At 48.0% G+C, this 15,988-nt stretch carries 15 protein-coding genes; 4 read left to right on the plus strand and 11 right to left on the minus strand.

Going from position 1 to position 15,988, the window contains the following annotated elements:
- Nucleotide 1: 1 nt before the first annotated feature.
- From BBR47_RS16280 to BBR47_RS16290, 3 genes are all read right to left on the minus strand, one after another.
- The gene (locus BBR47_RS16280; protein WP_041749875.1) at nucleotides 2-1,042 is read right to left on the minus strand and encodes a tripartite tricarboxylate transporter substrate binding protein; all 1,041 of its coding nucleotides are present in this window, start codon (nucleotides 1,040-1,042) and stop codon (nucleotides 2-4) included.
- A gap of 117 nt (nucleotides 1,043-1,159) precedes the next feature.
- On the minus strand, nucleotides 1,160-1,882 hold the full coding sequence (locus tag BBR47_RS16285; protein WP_173362223.1) for a response regulator: 723 nt from the start codon (nucleotides 1,880-1,882) through the stop codon (nucleotides 1,160-1,162).
- Nucleotides 1,876-3,486, minus strand: a complete 1,611-nt coding sequence (locus BBR47_RS16290; RefSeq protein ID WP_015891523.1) for an ATP-binding protein — start codon at nucleotides 3,484-3,486, stop codon at nucleotides 1,876-1,878. Before BBR47_RS16290 ends, BBR47_RS16285 begins: the two co-directional genes overlap by 7 nt.
- A gap of 223 nt (nucleotides 3,487-3,709) precedes the next feature.
- Between BBR47_RS16290 and BBR47_RS16295 the strand changes: the two genes are divergently transcribed.
- The gene (locus BBR47_RS16295) at nucleotides 3,710-5,200 is read left to right on the plus strand and encodes an NCS1 family nucleobase:cation symporter-1 (RefSeq protein ID WP_015891524.1); all 1,491 of its coding nucleotides are present in this window, start codon (nucleotides 3,710-3,712) and stop codon (nucleotides 5,198-5,200) included.
- Between the two features lie 61 nt (nucleotides 5,201-5,261).
- Here BBR47_RS16295 and BBR47_RS16300 read toward each other — a convergent pair whose 3' ends face one another.
- The 5 genes from BBR47_RS16300 to BBR47_RS16320 all read right to left on the minus strand — a co-directional run bounded on the left by BBR47_RS16300 (nucleotide 5,262) and on the right by BBR47_RS16320 (nucleotide 10,921).
- A complete protein-coding gene (locus tag BBR47_RS16300) occupies nucleotides 5,262-5,792 on the minus strand; it encodes a hypothetical protein (protein ID WP_015891525.1) in 531 nt (176 codons plus the stop codon).
- Nucleotides 5,793-5,881: 89 nt separating this feature from the next.
- Complete coding sequence (locus tag BBR47_RS16305; protein WP_015891526.1) at nucleotides 5,882-6,772, minus strand: nitrilase-related carbon-nitrogen hydrolase; 891 nt, start codon at nucleotides 6,770-6,772, stop codon at nucleotides 5,882-5,884.
- A gap of 34 nt (nucleotides 6,773-6,806) precedes the next feature.
- The gene (gene hydA / locus BBR47_RS16310; RefSeq protein ID WP_015891527.1) at nucleotides 6,807-8,192 is read right to left on the minus strand and encodes a dihydropyrimidinase; all 1,386 of its coding nucleotides are present in this window, start codon (nucleotides 8,190-8,192) and stop codon (nucleotides 6,807-6,809) included.
- Between the two features lie 89 nt (nucleotides 8,193-8,281).
- On the minus strand, nucleotides 8,282-9,559 hold the full coding sequence (preA, locus tag BBR47_RS16315; protein ID WP_015891528.1) for an NAD-dependent dihydropyrimidine dehydrogenase subunit PreA: 1,278 nt from the start codon (nucleotides 9,557-9,559) through the stop codon (nucleotides 8,282-8,284).
- 15 nt (nucleotides 9,560-9,574) lie between these two features.
- Nucleotides 9,575-10,921 carry an NAD(P)-dependent oxidoreductase gene (locus tag BBR47_RS16320; protein WP_015891529.1) on the minus strand — a complete coding sequence of 449 codons (1,347 nt, stop codon included), beginning with the start codon at nucleotides 10,919-10,921 and terminating at the stop codon, nucleotides 9,575-9,577.
- A gap of 216 nt (nucleotides 10,922-11,137) precedes the next feature.
- Here BBR47_RS16320 and BBR47_RS16325 point away from each other — a divergent pair, with 216 nt between their 5' ends.
- Both BBR47_RS16325 and BBR47_RS16330 read left to right on the plus strand, forming a co-directional pair.
- Nucleotides 11,138-11,620, plus strand: a complete 483-nt coding sequence (locus tag BBR47_RS16325) for a hypothetical protein (protein ID WP_231850487.1) — start codon at nucleotides 11,138-11,140, stop codon at nucleotides 11,618-11,620.
- Nucleotides 11,621-11,629: 9 nt separating this feature from the next.
- Nucleotides 11,630-12,058 carry a hypothetical protein gene (locus BBR47_RS16330; protein WP_015891531.1) on the plus strand — a complete coding sequence of 143 codons (429 nt, stop codon included), beginning with the start codon at nucleotides 11,630-11,632 and terminating at the stop codon, nucleotides 12,056-12,058.
- 10 nt (nucleotides 12,059-12,068) lie between these two features.
- Here BBR47_RS16330 and BBR47_RS16335 read toward each other — a convergent pair whose 3' ends face one another.
- From BBR47_RS16335 to BBR47_RS16345, 3 genes are all read right to left on the minus strand, one after another.
- Entirely contained in the window at nucleotides 12,069-13,328 is a 1,260-nt protein-coding gene (locus BBR47_RS16335) for a hypothetical protein (RefSeq protein ID WP_015891532.1), read from the minus strand.
- Nucleotides 13,329-13,514: 186 nt separating this feature from the next.
- Nucleotides 13,515-14,816 (minus strand): hypothetical protein, encoded by a 1,302-nt coding sequence (locus BBR47_RS16340; protein ID WP_015891533.1) that lies wholly within the window; start codon nucleotides 14,814-14,816, stop codon nucleotides 13,515-13,517.
- Nucleotides 14,817-14,981: 165 nt separating this feature from the next.
- The gene (locus tag BBR47_RS16345; RefSeq protein ID WP_015891534.1) at nucleotides 14,982-15,563 is read right to left on the minus strand and encodes a TIGR00730 family Rossman fold protein; all 582 of its coding nucleotides are present in this window, start codon (nucleotides 15,561-15,563) and stop codon (nucleotides 14,982-14,984) included.
- A gap of 93 nt (nucleotides 15,564-15,656) precedes the next feature.
- On the opposite strand from BBR47_RS16345, the gene BBR47_RS16350 reads away from it, so the two are divergent.
- Nucleotides 15,657-15,980, plus strand: coding sequence for a MazG nucleotide pyrophosphohydrolase domain-containing protein (locus BBR47_RS16350; protein ID WP_015891535.1), 324 nt, complete (start codon nucleotides 15,657-15,659; stop codon nucleotides 15,978-15,980).
- The last annotated feature ends 8 nt before the right edge of the window (nucleotides 15,981-15,988 follow it).

The raw sequence follows: 15,988 nt of genomic DNA on the forward strand, positions 1-15,988 counted from the left end.
CCTACTTCGACATTCCCAGTGATGTCAACAGTTCTTTGACCTGCTTATCTTGTTCGTCCAGGAATGCTGAGAAAGCAGCAGCGTCCTTGTACTCGCTTTCCCAACCGTTTGCCGCCAATTCTTTGGCCCATGCCTCATGCTTGGAAAGCTCTTTCAGCTTGGCATCCCAGTAAGCTTTTGCGTCTGCTGGCATATTAGCCGGACCGAAAACACCGCGCCAAATCGTGAACGTCGCATCAATGCCTTGCTCTTTTAATGTCGGGATCTCTTTCAAATTGCCGCCGAGACGTTCATCAGAAGTAACGCCCAGCACGCGAATTTTCCCTGCTTTCAAATATTCACCCACACTGGAAGCATCCGTTGCAATGATGTCTGCATTCCCGCCCAACAAGGCTGCCATTGCTTCTCCACCGCCATCATACGAGACGTATTTGACGCTTTTCGGATCAATTCCATATTTAGCTGCTGGTAATACGCCGATCAGATGGTCCATCGATCCAGGAGCAGAGCCCCCTGCCAGAGTAATTTTGCTAGGGTCAGCCTTGATCGCATCCAGCACACTCTTGATGTCCTTATGAGGTGAATCCGCTTTTACAACAAGAGTACCGAAATCTTTCGTCATTTGCGCCAATGGTGTGACCTCTTTGTAGCCAAATGGGCTGTTCCCCTCTTTTTTGTTATGGTTAATCAAGATAGGAGGAGAGCTCACGAATAATTTATAAGGATTGCCTTTGTCTTTGCTTACATACTCAGCCAAGAACACGGTTCCCCCGCCGCCCGGCTTGTTTTCTACCGTGATGGTTTCTGTCACCAGCTTGCTTTCTACTAACACCTTTGCTACCGAGCGAGCTGTCTTATCCCAGCCCCCACCTGCACCGGATGGAGCTACATACACGATCGGCTTTTCCGGGTATTTGGATGCCTCTGGGGCAGGCTGCGCTCCGGGAGTTGCTGTTCCCGTATTTCCGGTACCTCCACCACAAGCAGCCAAAACTAGTGTAAGAAAAGTGGACAATGTGATTAGCACTTTTTTTCTTTTTATCAAGCAAATATCCCCCTTAACCCGCTTATTTGTAAGCGCTATCACGCTTGAACATAATGTACCACCGCGGTAGCCAGGGGAATAGTTTTCGTGCATAAGGTCTATTTTGAAAATTAATCACTTTTTGTTCATATTGTTCATGGAACATGACGGAAGATAGCGATATTTTCTCTCCGGTCTGCCAACTGTGCCATAAATCAAGTCAGCACGCGCCTTTTTTTCCAGGACCAAGTATTCTAAATACCGTCGCGCCGTTGTTCGACTGGTTCCAATCTCGCGGCCAATTTCCTCCGCCGAGACCCCCTTGTCTCCCGTCTGTCTGATCGCTTCGATCACCTTTTCCAACGTTAAGAGATCAATTCCTTTTGGAGCAAGCACATCTCGATTTTTCGGGGCGACCAGTCTTCTGGTCAGCATTTGGTCAATGACTTCCTGGTCTACCTCGACGGCTTCTCTCGTCCGAATGACATGCTTGCGATAGCTTTCCAGCCGTTCACGAAAACGCTCGAAAACCAGCGGCTTGACGATGTAATCATACACTCCGCCGCGCAGTGCTTCCTGTACCATTTCCATTTCCTTGGCTGCGGTGATCATGATCACGTCAACTTCGCGGTAATGTTGCCGAATATGCCAGACCAGCTCCGTTCCCAGCATGTCAGGCAGATACACATCCAACAAAACGAGCTGGGGGCGCGTACAAGACAGTAATTCTTTGGCATCCGTCCCATTCGTTGCTGTAGCAATGACTTCAAAGCCTTCAATCTTGCTGACAAATCGCTTGTTGATATCGATAATCCGCATATCGTCCTCAACGATGAGAACCTCCAGTTTTCTCAAGATGCCACCTCCATTTTTTTGCGTAGAGATACTGTGAAAAGTGCGCCTCCTAGCTCGCTTTTGCCGACGAGAATATAGCCATCCCATTCATTAATGATTCCATGCGCCTTGGCCAGACCAATTCCACGATCTTCGCCTTTTTTCGTTGAGAAGCCGTGTTCGAATATTTTTTCTCGCAGTTCTTCCCCAACTCCCGGTCCTGAGTCCTCGATTTCAAACATGATCTCATCGCCTGTGTCAGACAAATAACACTCCACTCGTTTGTGCTCGACACATGGCTCGTTGACAGCTTCCATCGCATTTTGGATCAGTGTCCCCAATAAAACCACGATCTGTTGTCGGTTAATCGTCGGCGGGAGCTCCTTCAAGTGGCTGTCGTGATGGATGACGAATTGAATTTTCAGCTCCTTGGCTCGATTGTGCATGCCTAACAGCAACGCGCCTATTAATGGGTCAGGAATTTGCTTCGCCAAAAATAAAATCATCTCTTGTTGTGCGGACGTTTCACTCGTAATCAGCTCGACCGCTTCCTGAATCGAACCAAGCTGCAACAAGCCGGAAATGGTATACAACAAATTGTGAAATTCGTGTGTTTGGGCGCGAAGTACGTCCGCATAACGCCTCGCTTGGGACAATTCAGAAGCTAGCTGGTCAATTTCCGATTTGGGTCGAAAGCTGCTGACCACTCCTACGACCTTCCCCCCGAACTTGATCGGAAGTCGATTCACAATGATTTCTTTTCCGCTCATGATCGTTTCGCGATCGAATTGATGCTCGCCTGATTCCAGAACTTCTGGCATACGACTGTCTGGTAGCACTTCCACTATTTCTTTGCGATGAAACTCGTCTTCCGGTAAGTTCAAAATACGAATGGCAGCCTTGTTCATCATTGTAATGCGTTTATTGCGGTCAATCGCCACGATGCCTTCGCGGACTGACTCCAGTACAGCATTTCTCTCTACGTACAACGATGCGATCTCCTCCGGCTCCAATCCCAAAATTAAGCGCTTTAAATAGCGACTGAGTGCAATGGCACCAGCAACACCGCACAACAAAGCGAGAAGAGTCAGAATCAAGATACGGTCTTGGTAGAGGTCAATGGCCTCCTCGATATCCTCTAGCAGAAACCCAACGGAAACGATTCCGATAATGTCCCCTTCTTCATTTTTGATCGGCACCTTCCCTCGCAATGATGGTCCCATGCTGCCAACCGCCTTCGATATGTAAGATTGACCATGCGAGAGTCCAGGCTCGTTATCTCCTCCCACCATTTCCTTTCCAATCCGATCCGCAATCGGATGCGCATACCGAATTCCCTCATGGTTTCCCACGACCACAAACTCTGCTCCGGTTTGAACACGGACGTTTTCAGCGATAGGTTGAATGAGCGCAGGAGGATCATTGCTTGAAAAAGCACTACGCAACTCAGGATCGCTGGCAACGATCTTCGCCACACTTAATGCTTTTTTGCCCACCTGCTCTTCGATCGAAGACGCAACAAGGGAAGAAAATACCATTCCAATTGACGAAACAATCAGAATAATAACGATAGTAATTAATAAGATCATTCTGGTTTGCAAAGACATATGGATTTTTCTTGTCGTCACAGCTTGCTCACCCCTTGCTTCATCTTACCACCCTCATTAGGTAAAAAGGTAGAATCATTCCCATTGTCAATGGCGAAGCTTGTCGTTGCAGGCTATCTTTTTACGACGAAAATTCAGGTATTAGGCCTTCTTTCCCCCAATATAATGTTACAACTTGTATTCAAGACAAACTGGGGAGCTTGTCCGAATACGAGACATCTTGAAAAGCAAAGGAGGGAAAGAAGTGAAGACGCAAACGGTATCAAATGGAATTGTTACCCTGACGAAGGAAGGCGAAGAGGCAATCAAGAACAGTCCGCTTTATAATGAAGGTCTTCGACCGACGAGAACAGCAGAGCACACCTGGACATCTTACAACTTCGCCAGCTTGTGGATTGGTATGTCGATCTGTTTGCCAACGTATGCAATGGCGGCAGGGTTAATTTCCTTGGGTATGAACTGGTGGCAGGCCATTTTGACGATCATTCTCGGTAATTGTATTGTCCTTATTCCCATTCTCCTTAACTCTCATGCCGGGACGAAATTTGGCATTCCGTATCCAGTTTTTGCGCGCCTCTGGTTTGGCTCCAAAGGAGCGCACATCCCTGCTGTCGCTCGCGGTTTGATTGGTGCAGGCTGGTTTGGCATCAACTGTTGGTTCGGAGGTGCTGCCATCGATACACTCCTCATGTCGATGACAGGCTGGGCAAATGTTCCCGGACATCTCTGGATATCCTTCTTTGGCTTTTGGCTGTTAAACGTATGGGTCGCTTATCGCGGTCCCGAAGCGATCAAAAAAATGGAGGCTTGGGCTGCTCCCATCCTGATCATTATGAGTTTGGCTCTTCTCGTCTGGGCGCTAACGAAAGCAGGCGGATGGGGACCGATGCTCTCTGCACCTTCGAAATTCACTACCACTGCTGAATTTCTGAAGGTTTTCTTCCCAGCATTGACGGGAGCCATTGCTTTTTGGGCAACGATGGCCCTCAACATTCCGGATTTCTGTCGGTATGCCAAAAGTCAAAAAGCCCAAGTCATTGGACAATCCTCTTCGTTACCGACCACGATGGGTTTCTTCTCATTCATCGGAGTTGCAGTCGCTTCTGCTACTGTCGTAATTTACGGAGAAGCGTTGTGGGACCCTGCTGCCGTGTTGGCTAAATTCTCGCCTTTCGCCATTTTCCTTGGAACGATTGGAATTATTCTTGCCACATTGACGACCAACGTAGCGGCCAATATCGTCGCTCCTGCCCGGGCAGTGGAAAATCTAGCCCCTCGCCGTCTCTCCTATAAAGCCGGCGCCCTCATCGCTGGGGTCGTGTCGCTCTTGTTGCAGCCTTGGTACATTTTAGAGAACTTCGGCAACTACATCTTTTTATGGCTCGGCACATATGGAGCCTTGTTAGGTCCGATTGACGGAATAGCCATCGCCGACTATTGGCTTGTGCGCAAGCGGCGTATTCATTTAACAGAGTTGTACAAAACAAATGGAATCTACACCTACAAAACGGGTTTTAATGGCAGAGCCATCTGGGCGATGCTCATCGGGATTGCGATTCCTTTTATTAGTAAATACATTCCGGGCTTATCCATTATTTGGGACAATGCCTGGACTGTCGGATTACTAATTTCCCTTGTGATTTACACATGGATGATGAAAAATGATGGTTCGATCTTGAGTGCCAACGATTATGAGAAAATCACGGCAAACAACAAACAAACAATTGCTTCCTAATCGCAAGCTACCGAAAAAGACTGGCTGCCCCGTTGGGCTTGCCAGTCTTTCGTTTACTCACTTACTCTATTTTAAATGGACTGACATCGAGCACAGATAGTATCGCAATCTCTTCGATTTGAACGTCAGGCTCATAGCAAATATAATACGTTAGCTCCGGGCTGATTCGATACCGAATCCCCCGGTATCCACAGGCAATCAAATACGCACGCACCTTGTCCCCTGTCCATTGCAGCCACTCTTCATAGCCCATTCCGTTTTGTCTTTGTTCGAGTTCCTCTTCTGAAAAAGCAGCACGCAATGCATCGATGCGCAGTTCATTTTCCCCATAGCGCTCGTCCAAACAAACGAGACCCTGCAAATGAAGCTGCTGACTCAGCACCACTGCCTTCTCTCCATTGGTTTCTGCATGACAAATCGCATACTGTGCGGCGATTTCCGGATTGCTCACCAAGTAAACACCAGCGCCAAACACTGCCTTTGCACTCGCACCGTTTGTAAAATGACGCCTTTCTGCTCTCTCATACTTTTGCGCTTTCACGACACGAAGTCCCTCACCGTATTCGACCCCTCGATATACAATCTGCCTCATCCCTGAACGCTCCTTTTGACTCTGATGGAATCCTTCCAATGATGTGAAAAGGAGGAAGGCGCGTAACCGGCACCTCCCTCACTCTTTTCTTAAGGTAATAGCTTTACCATATTTTCGTAGGTCTCCGGTCTGCGATCCCGATAAAATTGCCACGTATCTCGCACCTCATGAATTGTGTTGCGGTCCATTTCAGCGAGAATGACCTCATCCTGATCCCGGCTCCCCATGGCGACAAATTGTCCGCGCGGATCGACCAAGTACGATTGTCCGTAAAACTCTCCCATGTTCCACGGCGCTTCTGTCCCTACCCGATTGATCGCTGCCACATAGTAACCATTGGCTACAGCATGAGCAGGCTGCTCGAGCTTCCACAAGTATTCGGATAAGCCCGCTACCGTCGCAGACGGATTAAATACAATTTCGGCTCCGTTCAAGCCAAGCAATCGTGCGCCCTCTGGAAAATGTCGGTCATAGCATATATACACCCCAACCTTGGCAAAAACGGTTTCAAAAACGGGATACCCGAGATTGCCGGGCTTAAAGTAATATTTCTCCCAGAATCCGCAGCCGCTGCTTCCCACTCCGACATGCGGAATATGCTGCTTGCGATATTTGCCCAAATACGTGCCATCCGCATCAATCACAGCGGCGGTATTGTAATACGTTCCGATCCCTACGCGTTCATACACAGGTAAAATGAGTACGGTTCCTAATTCACGGGCAAGGGAAGAGAAATGTTGCACGGTCGGTCCATTTGGGACTTCTTCCGCTGACTCATACCATTTCGGTTGCTGTTCTGCACAAAAATAGGGGCCATAGAAGATTTCTTGCAGACAGATGATTTGTGCCCCTTTGGCTGCCGCCTCCCGCACCATCCTCTCATGCTTCTCTATGGCTTTTTCTTTGTGCAAATGAACCGGTTCGTCTCCGTGGACATCGTTTTTTGCCTGAATCAAGCCGATGCGAATGATATCTGCCATATGCGCCCTCCTCGCCTTTTTACGCTCTCCCTTATTACGGTCTTGCAAAGGTCGATCGTTTTACAAAGCGTCCAGTCCCGGCTTGACCGACGAATTGCTGATCACGAATGACAAATGAGCCGCGCGAAAGCACAGAAATGATATCGCCGTTCACCACCATCCCTTCAAATGGATTGTAGTCGACATTCATATGGTGTGTTTCAACAGAGATCGTGCGCTTCACCGTTGGATCAAACAATACAATATCCGCGTCCGAACCTACCGCAATCGTTCCTTTTTGCGGGAACATCCCGAACAATTTGGCTACTTTTGTAGAGGTCATATCGACGAACTGATTGAGACTGATCTTGTCCTTTGCTACGCCTTCCGAGAAGAGGAGGCGCATGCGGTCCTCAATGATTGGTCCACCATTCGGGATTTTTGTGAAATCCCCCAGCCCCAGTTCTTTTTGTCCGGAGAAATTAAAGGAGCAATGATCGGAACCAACCGTTTGCAAGATGCCGTTTTTCAACGCGTTCCACAAGACGTCCTGATTCCACTTTTCCCGGAGTGGGGGGGACCAGACGTACTTCGCCCCTTCAAAACCCGGCTTCTGTAGATCCGTAATGTCGAGTACCAAATATTGCGGGCATGTCTCCCCGTACACATTCCATCCTTTTTCCCGAGCCTCTGCGATCCGGCGCACTGCCTCTGCACAAGATACATGCACAACATAAAGCTGGGCATCTGCCAGTGCAGTCAATGCGATTGCACGTCCTGTCGCCTCTCCTTCCGCTTCAGGAGGGCGGGTGTAGGCGTGGTACACGGGGTCTGTCTGCCCTTTTGCAATTGCCTGCTTGATCAAATAATCCAAAACGTCTCCATTCTCTGCATGGACCTGTACCAGCGCACCTAGTTCCTTAGCGCGAACCAATGTTTTAAATAACGTCTCATCATCGGCCATCAGTACATTTTTGTAAGCCATGAATACTTTGAGCGAAGTAATCCCTTCATTTCGTACGACTGCTCCCAATTCCTCGAGCACTTGATCGTTCGCATCTGAAACCATCAGGTGAAAGCCGTAGTCAATGACCGCTTTCCCTCTTGCTTTTTCGTGCCAGGTCGAAATGGATGAATGCAATGGCTCCCCTTTATTTGTCAGGCAAAAATCGATGATGCTCGTCGTCCCGCCAAAGGCTGCTGCCTTCGTGCCTGTATAAAAGTTATCGGAAGTAACCGTTCCGCCAAAAGGCATATCGAGATGGGTATGTGGGTCAATCCCTCCTGGGAAAACGTAGTACCCGGTAGCATCGATCATTTCGGCATCTTTCCCATCCAGTTTGGAGCCAATTGCGACTACCTTTTCCCCTTCGATCAAAATGTCCGCCTGATACGTGTCTGACGCTGTCACGACTGTGCCATTTCGAATCCATTTTTTCATCCGATGATCATCTCCCCTTCAACCCGTCGCTGAGTAGACATGCTTTCCCTTGTACACGCTATGCATCCCACGCCGAAAACATGATTGCTTTACAGCTCGCAGCTACCACCCGCAGCCAACGCAGCCTGCCGCTGATTCCAGCTGAGAGGGGCTTTGTCGCTCGGGATCTCGACCATCTCGATCGCTCCTTCCACTGGACAAACGATGGAGCACAAATTACAGCCCACACAATCTTCTTCTCGTACGACCAAGCGCTCTTTGCCTGTTACTGCATCAGGAACAATGTCAATGCATTGATGCGAGGTGTCCTCACAAGCGATATGACACTTGTTGCAATTGATACAGGTCTCTTCATGGATGCGTGCCACGACCTTGTAATTAAGATTCAAGTAGCCCCAATCCGAGTACGTATGCACGGCTTTTCCGACAATGTCCATCACGGAGGCAATTCCGCGCTGATCCAGGTAATTAGTAAGCCCATCAATCATGTCTTCGACGATCCGGAATCCATGATGCATGGCAGCTGTACATACTTGAACACCTGTTGCACCCATCAGCAGAAATTCAACGGTATCGCGCCAATCAGAGATTCCTCCAATACCAGAGATCGGAATACCAACCTTGGGATCGCGTGCACATTCTGCGACCATGTTCAGAGCGATTGGTTTGACTGCTGGTCCACAATAGCCGCCGTGCGCCCCTTTTCCATCCACGTGTGGGATCGGCAGCCATTTGTCGAGGTCAACCCCCATCAAGCTGTTAATCGTGTTGATCATGCTGATGGCATCTGCCCCTCCCAGGCTTGCGGCTCGTGCAGTAAAGCGAATGTCCGTAATGTTTGGGGTGAGCTTGACGATGACAGGAGTTTGGGCGACTTCTTTTACCCATTCGACCTGTTGCCGGATTAAATCTGGATGCTGACCAACCGCAGAGCCCATCCCGCGTTCTGCCATGCCGTGCGGACAGCCAAAATTCAATTCCAGACCGTCTACGCCGATTGCCTCTACCTTTTTGACAATCTCGTGCCATGCTTCCCGTTTATGTTCAACCATTAACGACGCAATCAACGTGTGCTTCGGAAAACGCCGCTTCGTTTCATCCATTTCCTTCAAATTGACCTCAAGCGGTTTGTCCGTAATCAGTTCAATGTTGTTGAAACCAAAGACGCGCTGACCCCCGAAGTTCAGACCGGCAAAGCGAGAGGTGACGTTGATAATCGGCTCTCCGAGTGTCTTCCAGACCGCGCCACCCCAGCCCGCTTCAAAGGCTCGCTGTACTTGGTAGCCTGAATTGGTCGGCGGCGCAGAGGCCAACCAGAATGGATTCGGGGATTGGATTCCCGCCAGATTAATGCTGAGATCTGCCATGATCGTTCTCCTCCTTTATACTGGCTGTATTTGATCATTGAGCGATTGGTGGATGGCATGAGCCGCTCGTTTCCCATGATTGGCTGCATCGACGACCATCGCATCTGTTTTGCCTCCACCAAAAATGACATCGCCCGCCGCGTAAACTTTGACATGGGAGGTTCGATAGGTGCCTTCCTCGACCTCGACAATCCCATTGCGATGTTGGAGCCCAAATGCTTCTAGTAAGGACAGATGTCTGTTTTGTCCGATCGCTTTGACGACATAATCTACTTCGATGACAAAATGACTGCCTGGAATTGCTACTGGACGCTTTCTTCCTTTCTCATCTGGCTCACCCAGCTCCATGCGCACCAGTTCTAATCCTTTTACTCGGCCATTTTCCTCGAGCACACGCGTTGGGGCAACGAGCCAGCGGAATTCTACGCCATCCTGCTTGGCGAATTCGTACTCAAACTGATAACAGGACATCTCCTGAACGGTCCGCCGGTACAGAATCTGGACATTGTCTGCACCCAGCCGTTTCGAACAGGTGGCAGCGTCAATTGCCGTATTCCCCGCACCGATGATCACGACTTTTTTGCCTAGCATCTCGTCTGATAGTGGCTTGGTCTTGGTCTCCTCCACAAGTGCGATGGCATCGAGAACACCTTCCAGTTCTTCTCCCGGGATATTCAGCTGAGGGACATTGCCCATACCGACTGCCAACAGGATGGAGTCATACTGGTCAAGTAGCTCATCTGGCGACACATCCTCGCCGATTCGTGTATGGGTACGTATCTCTACCCCCAATGCCTCTACTTGCTCTACTTCCCATAGCGAAATTTCCTGTGGCAGACGGAACGACACGATGCCGTACGTGTTCAATCCCCCCGCTTTTTCCTTTGCTTCAAATACCGTAACCGCGTAGCCGAGGCGCGCAAGCTCACGCGCTGCTGATAATCCCGCAGGGCCCGCTCCGACGATGGCTACCCGTTTTCCATTTGCTTCGCCTTTTGAAAAAAGCGTGGCCTGATTTTGGATTGCCCAGTCTGTCGCGTGACGCTGGAGCAGGCCGATCATGATGGGCTTGGAGGCTGAATTAAGTACACAGGCACCCTCACACAGCTCCTCGGTTGGACATACGCGCGCGCAGCTCGCCCCGACGGGATTCGATTCCATGATCGTCCGGGCTGATCCGAACAAATTCCCGGTCGCAATTTTTTTGATGAAGGAAGGGATGTCAATCGACGTGGGACAAGCCTTAATACAGGGTGCGTCGTAGCAATACAAGCAACGATTCGCTTCATGGATGGCTTCCATCGGTTTTAGGGCAGGCACGACTTCCGAGAAATTTTTTGCAAGCTCATTGGGAATGCTCATCGGTCCACAACCTCCTCACCAGATCTAAACATGCTTGCTATTAATCAATGTGCGAATTCGCTTTTTTATGATTGTTACATTTCGTATTTGCCTAGTAATGAAACGAAATCAATCTGCTTGAATTGACATGAATGATTTCATGTTTGAATAGGATAAAAACAAACAAGGTAGAAAGGGCCATTCCGTATGAAGGATTACGACCTGGAGATCAGGATAGTGAAACAAAAAATCGCGGAAGCACATGCGCTTCTCAGCCAATTGGAAGCCGAGCGCAAAAACTACCTGACGCAACTCGAAAAGCGCAAAGCGTTTCTCTCTTCGCGCGAAATACTCGACATCCTGGAGTCAAAAGCCGGTCGTGCTGGCAGTATGGCTACCGTCAAACGCTGGGCAGATCAAGGCTATTTAGGAGATTGTATAGACGAACGGGAGTCCTTCCCCCTTTTGGTCAGTAAACAAGGAAACAAACGATTTCTTTTTCCTCGAGAATCCGTACTCACTTATCTATATAAAAAAGGGTATCTTCGCCCGAGCTACGAGGTTTTGGATCGTGTCCAACTCACAAGAAAGAGCGATTGCTGCTGGGGAATCATCACATCCATCGAGCGAAGCGATCAGCACTTCACCTACCAAGTCCAATTGGAAAAAACGGGAGAAGTATTGTTGTCGGTACCAGAAGAAGAACTGCTCATCCCGTAAGGAGGCACTATGGAACTGGCCGTACTCACGCTGGAAAATACAGTTGCCAATCAAGAGAGATCACGACAAATCCGCGACTTGCATAAAAAAAAGGGCCAGACCCTCGCTATACGCTTTAGCGAAGAACTGACCCATATTATTTTAGAAGCACCATGCTTGTATATCCCTGTCCATGAATGGTTGGACGAAGCTCTTGTCATCGAAGGAATCGTAAAAAAATCAACGGATTACTACGAGCTGCACCCACGGACCAAAGGGAAGACTGTCAACCTTCACCTTGATTCAGAATTGGTAGCTGAGCTAGAGCTCATTCGCTCTCTTGTCAGCAGCAAAACGCAGCAGGAGGTCCTTCGTGAGTTGTTTGTTCGAGGCATGCGCTCGTATCTGGCCGAGAAGGAAGCAGCCAGCTCGCCCATCAGCGCCAAAAAAGAGCACTAGTTCCTACTCTTTACTTGGAGAACGTGATTTTGTTACCCGTGATTTGATAGCGCACCGTGTAAGTCTGTTTCTTCTCTTTCATGCTAACTTCAAACACAATTGCTTTTTTCGTCAGATCCGGCTTGACTGAAAGGACATCCAGCATATCAAACGGCTCGTTTGCCTTTTTCTCCATCCCTACAATTTCTATCTTTTCATGGGTAGCGACATGATAAACTCCCACACCCATCATGGTCTGATACATGACCCAGTTGTTGTCCAGCCATGTTACTTCATCGATAAAATAACCTGGAAACAGTTGAGCTTGCGGTGTGTAATCTGGCTGGTAGAAACGTAGATTCGCGGTATTGTACAAATTGTCTGAATCTATCACGGCAATTTTTTTCTTGTCTGGTGAAGGAATTCCGGCTTTTTTTGCCAATTCGATTTTTTCTTTTTCATTTTCGATTCTCAGTTTTTCGATCAGGAACAGGGAATCTTCTTTCGAAAAGACGATGTTCTTTACGTTTTTCAAATCCGCGAGCTTGTCTTTGCTCGGAAAATTACTGTAGATGGTTAGCGTTGCATCATCTGGCATACCATCGTAGGCGATGCCTCTGGAAGGATACTCCCAGGCGTATGTGCCGATTCCTCTAAGGTGATACGAAAAATCCGGCTTACCCCAAGCACCAAAGATAGAAAAATCAGCATATTCTGCGGGTGCCCCTAATTTTTCACCATAGTCTTGCAAGTTTTTAGCCATATCAACAAGCGCTTTTGTATCGGCGATCTGATCACGACGATAAATAGAAATGGCTTTTACTTTATCCTGCGTGAACGTGAAGAACAAGTGATAGCCCTGTTCCGCATAACCAATCAACGCAAGCTTTTCATCTGAAAAATGTGGTTTACCCAAGATTCGGATGATCTCGTCTTTTCTTTTAGAGGTCGTAATCCCTTTTAGAACTTCGCCTTTATAGGAAGGTTCAACGAGAACGGCAAACGCTTGCTTGTTTTCGTCCCACTTCATGCTGATTCCTTGTGGATAATACACATAATCATCAAATTCTTTTACGGATTTCCCCAGAAGCTTTGTGAGCGAATCTTGTTTCCACTGATGGGAAGTGAAGGTATTCACGAGCAGCCCTTTTGACAAATCTGCTGGTGCCTGCACGGATGTTCCAGTACCGCTTTGCGTTGAGGTTGGCATTGTCGTTGATGCGTTTGCTGCAAATGCTGTCGAAGCGAACAAACAGCAGGACAACAGTAGCCTTATCGCTTTCTTTTCCACTTCATTCCCTCCCAAACTATCAGCATGACTATACAACTATCGTCATAAAACAACGGTTATCCCTAAATTATACCAGAAATAGACAAAATCCGCTAAACGGAATTTTTCATTCATGATCCATGTTAGAAAATAAAGCGTCCTTTCCCCGATATTGTGAAGGGAAGGACGCTTTTCGATGCACGGTTTTTACTTCGATTCGCCGTTGAGATAATGAAAGAACGGTTGATCCACCCAAAACTTGTATGTCTCTACCTTTACCTTGGCATTCAGCTTCTGGAAGCCTTCTACGACTTTTGGTGATTCTTCATTCAGGGAGAAAGACTGCACGACATAACGGCCGTCTTTTAACACGTTGTTCGTAATGACAGCATAATCTGCCAGCTCCGTACGAGAATGATAAAGCGGCTGCCACCAAGAAGCCTTGAGCAATCCGGTCATGTCCTCTTGATCCCGTTTGGCATATTTCAAAACAAGTGGCTGGAACTTCTTCTTCGCCTCTACGCTGTCGAATTCCAGGCTGAGATCGTACTCCTTGGCATACGCAATGTAGTTGCCGTTTTCAATCTGAACCACCTGATAATCGGCTGTTTGAACGGGCTCTCCCCATTCTTTCAGATAAATGAAGGCAGATGTTTTTGGCTCAAATTGGACCTTAGCATCGACGCCTTCACTTTTTAAGAGGGCGATTAATTGAATAGCGTGAGCAATATCACTATGCCCATACGTAATCGTGCGCTGTGGATCAAAATGAGGATCGAATGCAGCATCCTTCAGATTGTAGCCAGTAATCAGGTTTTGCTTCAAGCCTTTGTCTACGAGCTCTTGCAATTCACCAGCTTTGATGATTTGCGATTCATTCCATGCTTGAGCGAGCTTGCCAAAAATCTCTTCATCGGCGATTGTTCCCAAATAGTTTTTGGCTGAGCCATGGAATTCTGCTACTTTTGCTAGCAATTGACTCGCAAGCTCTGCGGTTACTGCCCCTTCTACCGAAGCTGACTTCAAGGCATTGGCGGACACAAGCCCCGTGTCAACGGCCACAGCCAGCTCTTGTGCAGCCTGCAAGGTAAGCGTGCCGCCTTTTTTATACGAAATCCCTGCTTTTTTCAAGGCAGTCGCTACTTTTTCCTCGCTATATGTATACCCGAGCTCTTTTAACTCTGCCGCTTTTGCAGCAGCACTGACCGCTTCCCATACAAGCAGCTTGGAGGAATCTTTGGATGCAGGCAAGAAAGTTTTGGCTGACAAGTCTTTTTCCGATATACTTGTAGTAGCAGATACGATCTTGAGCAACGCTTTCTCAAATTGCTCGCGAGTCACTGTCTTGTCAAAAGTCACACCGTATTGCTGCTGTAAAAAGCTGTTCCACTCTGCATGTGCTTCAACCGTTGTTTTCGTTGCTGCACCGACTGCCGTTGGAAAAACGAGCGCCGCTGAGAGTACGGCTGCCGAAGTGGAGAGTTGTAGCCATTTCGCTGATCTGTTCATGAAGAATCCTCCTGACGTATGAAGACGAATCATATTAATATTATTCCTATGTATTTACTAGGGATATAATCAACTACATTAACACTCCTGCATTCATCCTGTCAATAACTAGCATAACCCGAAATCCTCCCACAATCGGAGGGCTTCGGGTTATTTTTTACGTTCTTATTTATCCAACTCTGACCACTTGTTTACTTTCACTGGTGGTGTGTACTCTCTCATCCGATCTAGCAAAACAGCAGGATCACTCTCACACAGGATCAATTCGCCCTGCATAGCAGGAATAAATCCGGCTTCAGTCGCATGCTCTACCATTTGCATCAACGGCGTATAGTAACCATCCACGTTCAACAATCCGATTGGCTTTTGGTGAATACCAATTTGCCCCCAGCTCACCACTTCAAAAATCTCTTCAAAGGTACCCAATCCGCCTGGCAAAGCAATGAAGCCATCAGACAGATCGATCATTTTCGCTTTGCGCTCGTGCATCGTCAGGACTTCATGCAATTCTGTCAGCCCTTTATGTACGATTTCTCCGCGGAACAGTCCTGTAGGCATGACGCCGATCGCTTTTCCATCGCCTTCCAGTACTGCATTTGCAACGCGCCCCATCAGTCCCATGCTAGAGCCACCATAGACCAATTCAAGACCACGAGAGACCAGTTCTTTACCCAACTCCTGGGCGTAACGCTCAAAAAGTGGATTTACACCAGGATTGGAACCTGCATAAACACAAATACGTTTCATGTCATCCTCCCAAAACTTGTTGAAGTAGAATGGCTTTTCCTAAATTTCTTTGCGTGTAATATAATTATACTAAAATCAGGAAGGGACAGATATATGAATATAACTGAGTTCCAAAAATGGGTTGGAGATTTTTATCAAGAACGAGGTTGGACTGGGTACGGTCCGTTTATTCGTGTAGGTTTTCTGATGGAAGAGGCTGGCGAGCTGGCAAGAGCTGTACGCGCCATTGAAATCGGTCGAGATCGTCCTGATGAAGGGGAAAAGCCCGCAGCGGAAGCACGACAGGAGCTGGTGGAAGAGCTAGGCGATGTACTTGGGAATTTAATCTTGCTGGCAAACCAATACGAGGTTCCTTTTGAGGAAATTTTGGACGCACATCGAGCGAAGCTGCAAAAGCGCTATCAGCTCCATCGTTGAATAACAAC

Origin of the sequence: Brevibacillus brevis NBRC 100599, from assembly GCF_000010165.1 — a bacterium.
Classification (GTDB): domain Bacteria; phylum Bacillota; class Bacilli; order Brevibacillales; family Brevibacillaceae; genus Brevibacillus; species Brevibacillus brevis_D.

Coding starts and splice junctions, on each gene's coding strand:
- BBR47_RS16300 (WP_015891525.1), bottom strand. CDS start 5,792: ATGAGGCAGATTGTATATCGAGGGGTCGAATACGGTGAGGGACTTCGT.
- BBR47_RS16305 (WP_015891526.1), bottom strand. CDS start 6,772: ATGGCAGATATCATTCGCATCGGCTTGATTCAGGCAAAAAACGATGTC.
- hydA (WP_015891527.1), bottom strand. CDS start 8,192: ATGAAAAAATGGATTCGAAATGGCACAGTCGTGACAGCGTCAGACACG.
- preA (WP_015891528.1), bottom strand. CDS start 9,559: ATGGCAGATCTCAGCATTAATCTGGCGGGAATCCAATCCCCGAATCCA.
- BBR47_RS16320 (WP_015891529.1), bottom strand. CDS start 10,921: ATGAGCATTCCCAATGAGCTTGCAAAAAATTTCTCGGAAGTCGTGCCT.
- BBR47_RS16330 (WP_015891531.1), top strand. CDS start 11,630: ATGGAACTGGCCGTACTCACGCTGGAAAATACAGTTGCCAATCAAGAG.
- BBR47_RS16340 (WP_015891533.1), bottom strand. CDS start 14,816: ATGAACAGATCAGCGAAATGGCTACAACTCTCCACTTCGGCAGCCGTA.
- BBR47_RS16345 (WP_015891534.1), bottom strand. CDS start 15,563: ATGAAACGTATTTGTGTTTATGCAGGTTCCAATCCTGGTGTAAATCCA.
- BBR47_RS16350 (WP_015891535.1), top strand. CDS start 15,657: ATGAATATAACTGAGTTCCAAAAATGGGTTGGAGATTTTTATCAAGAA.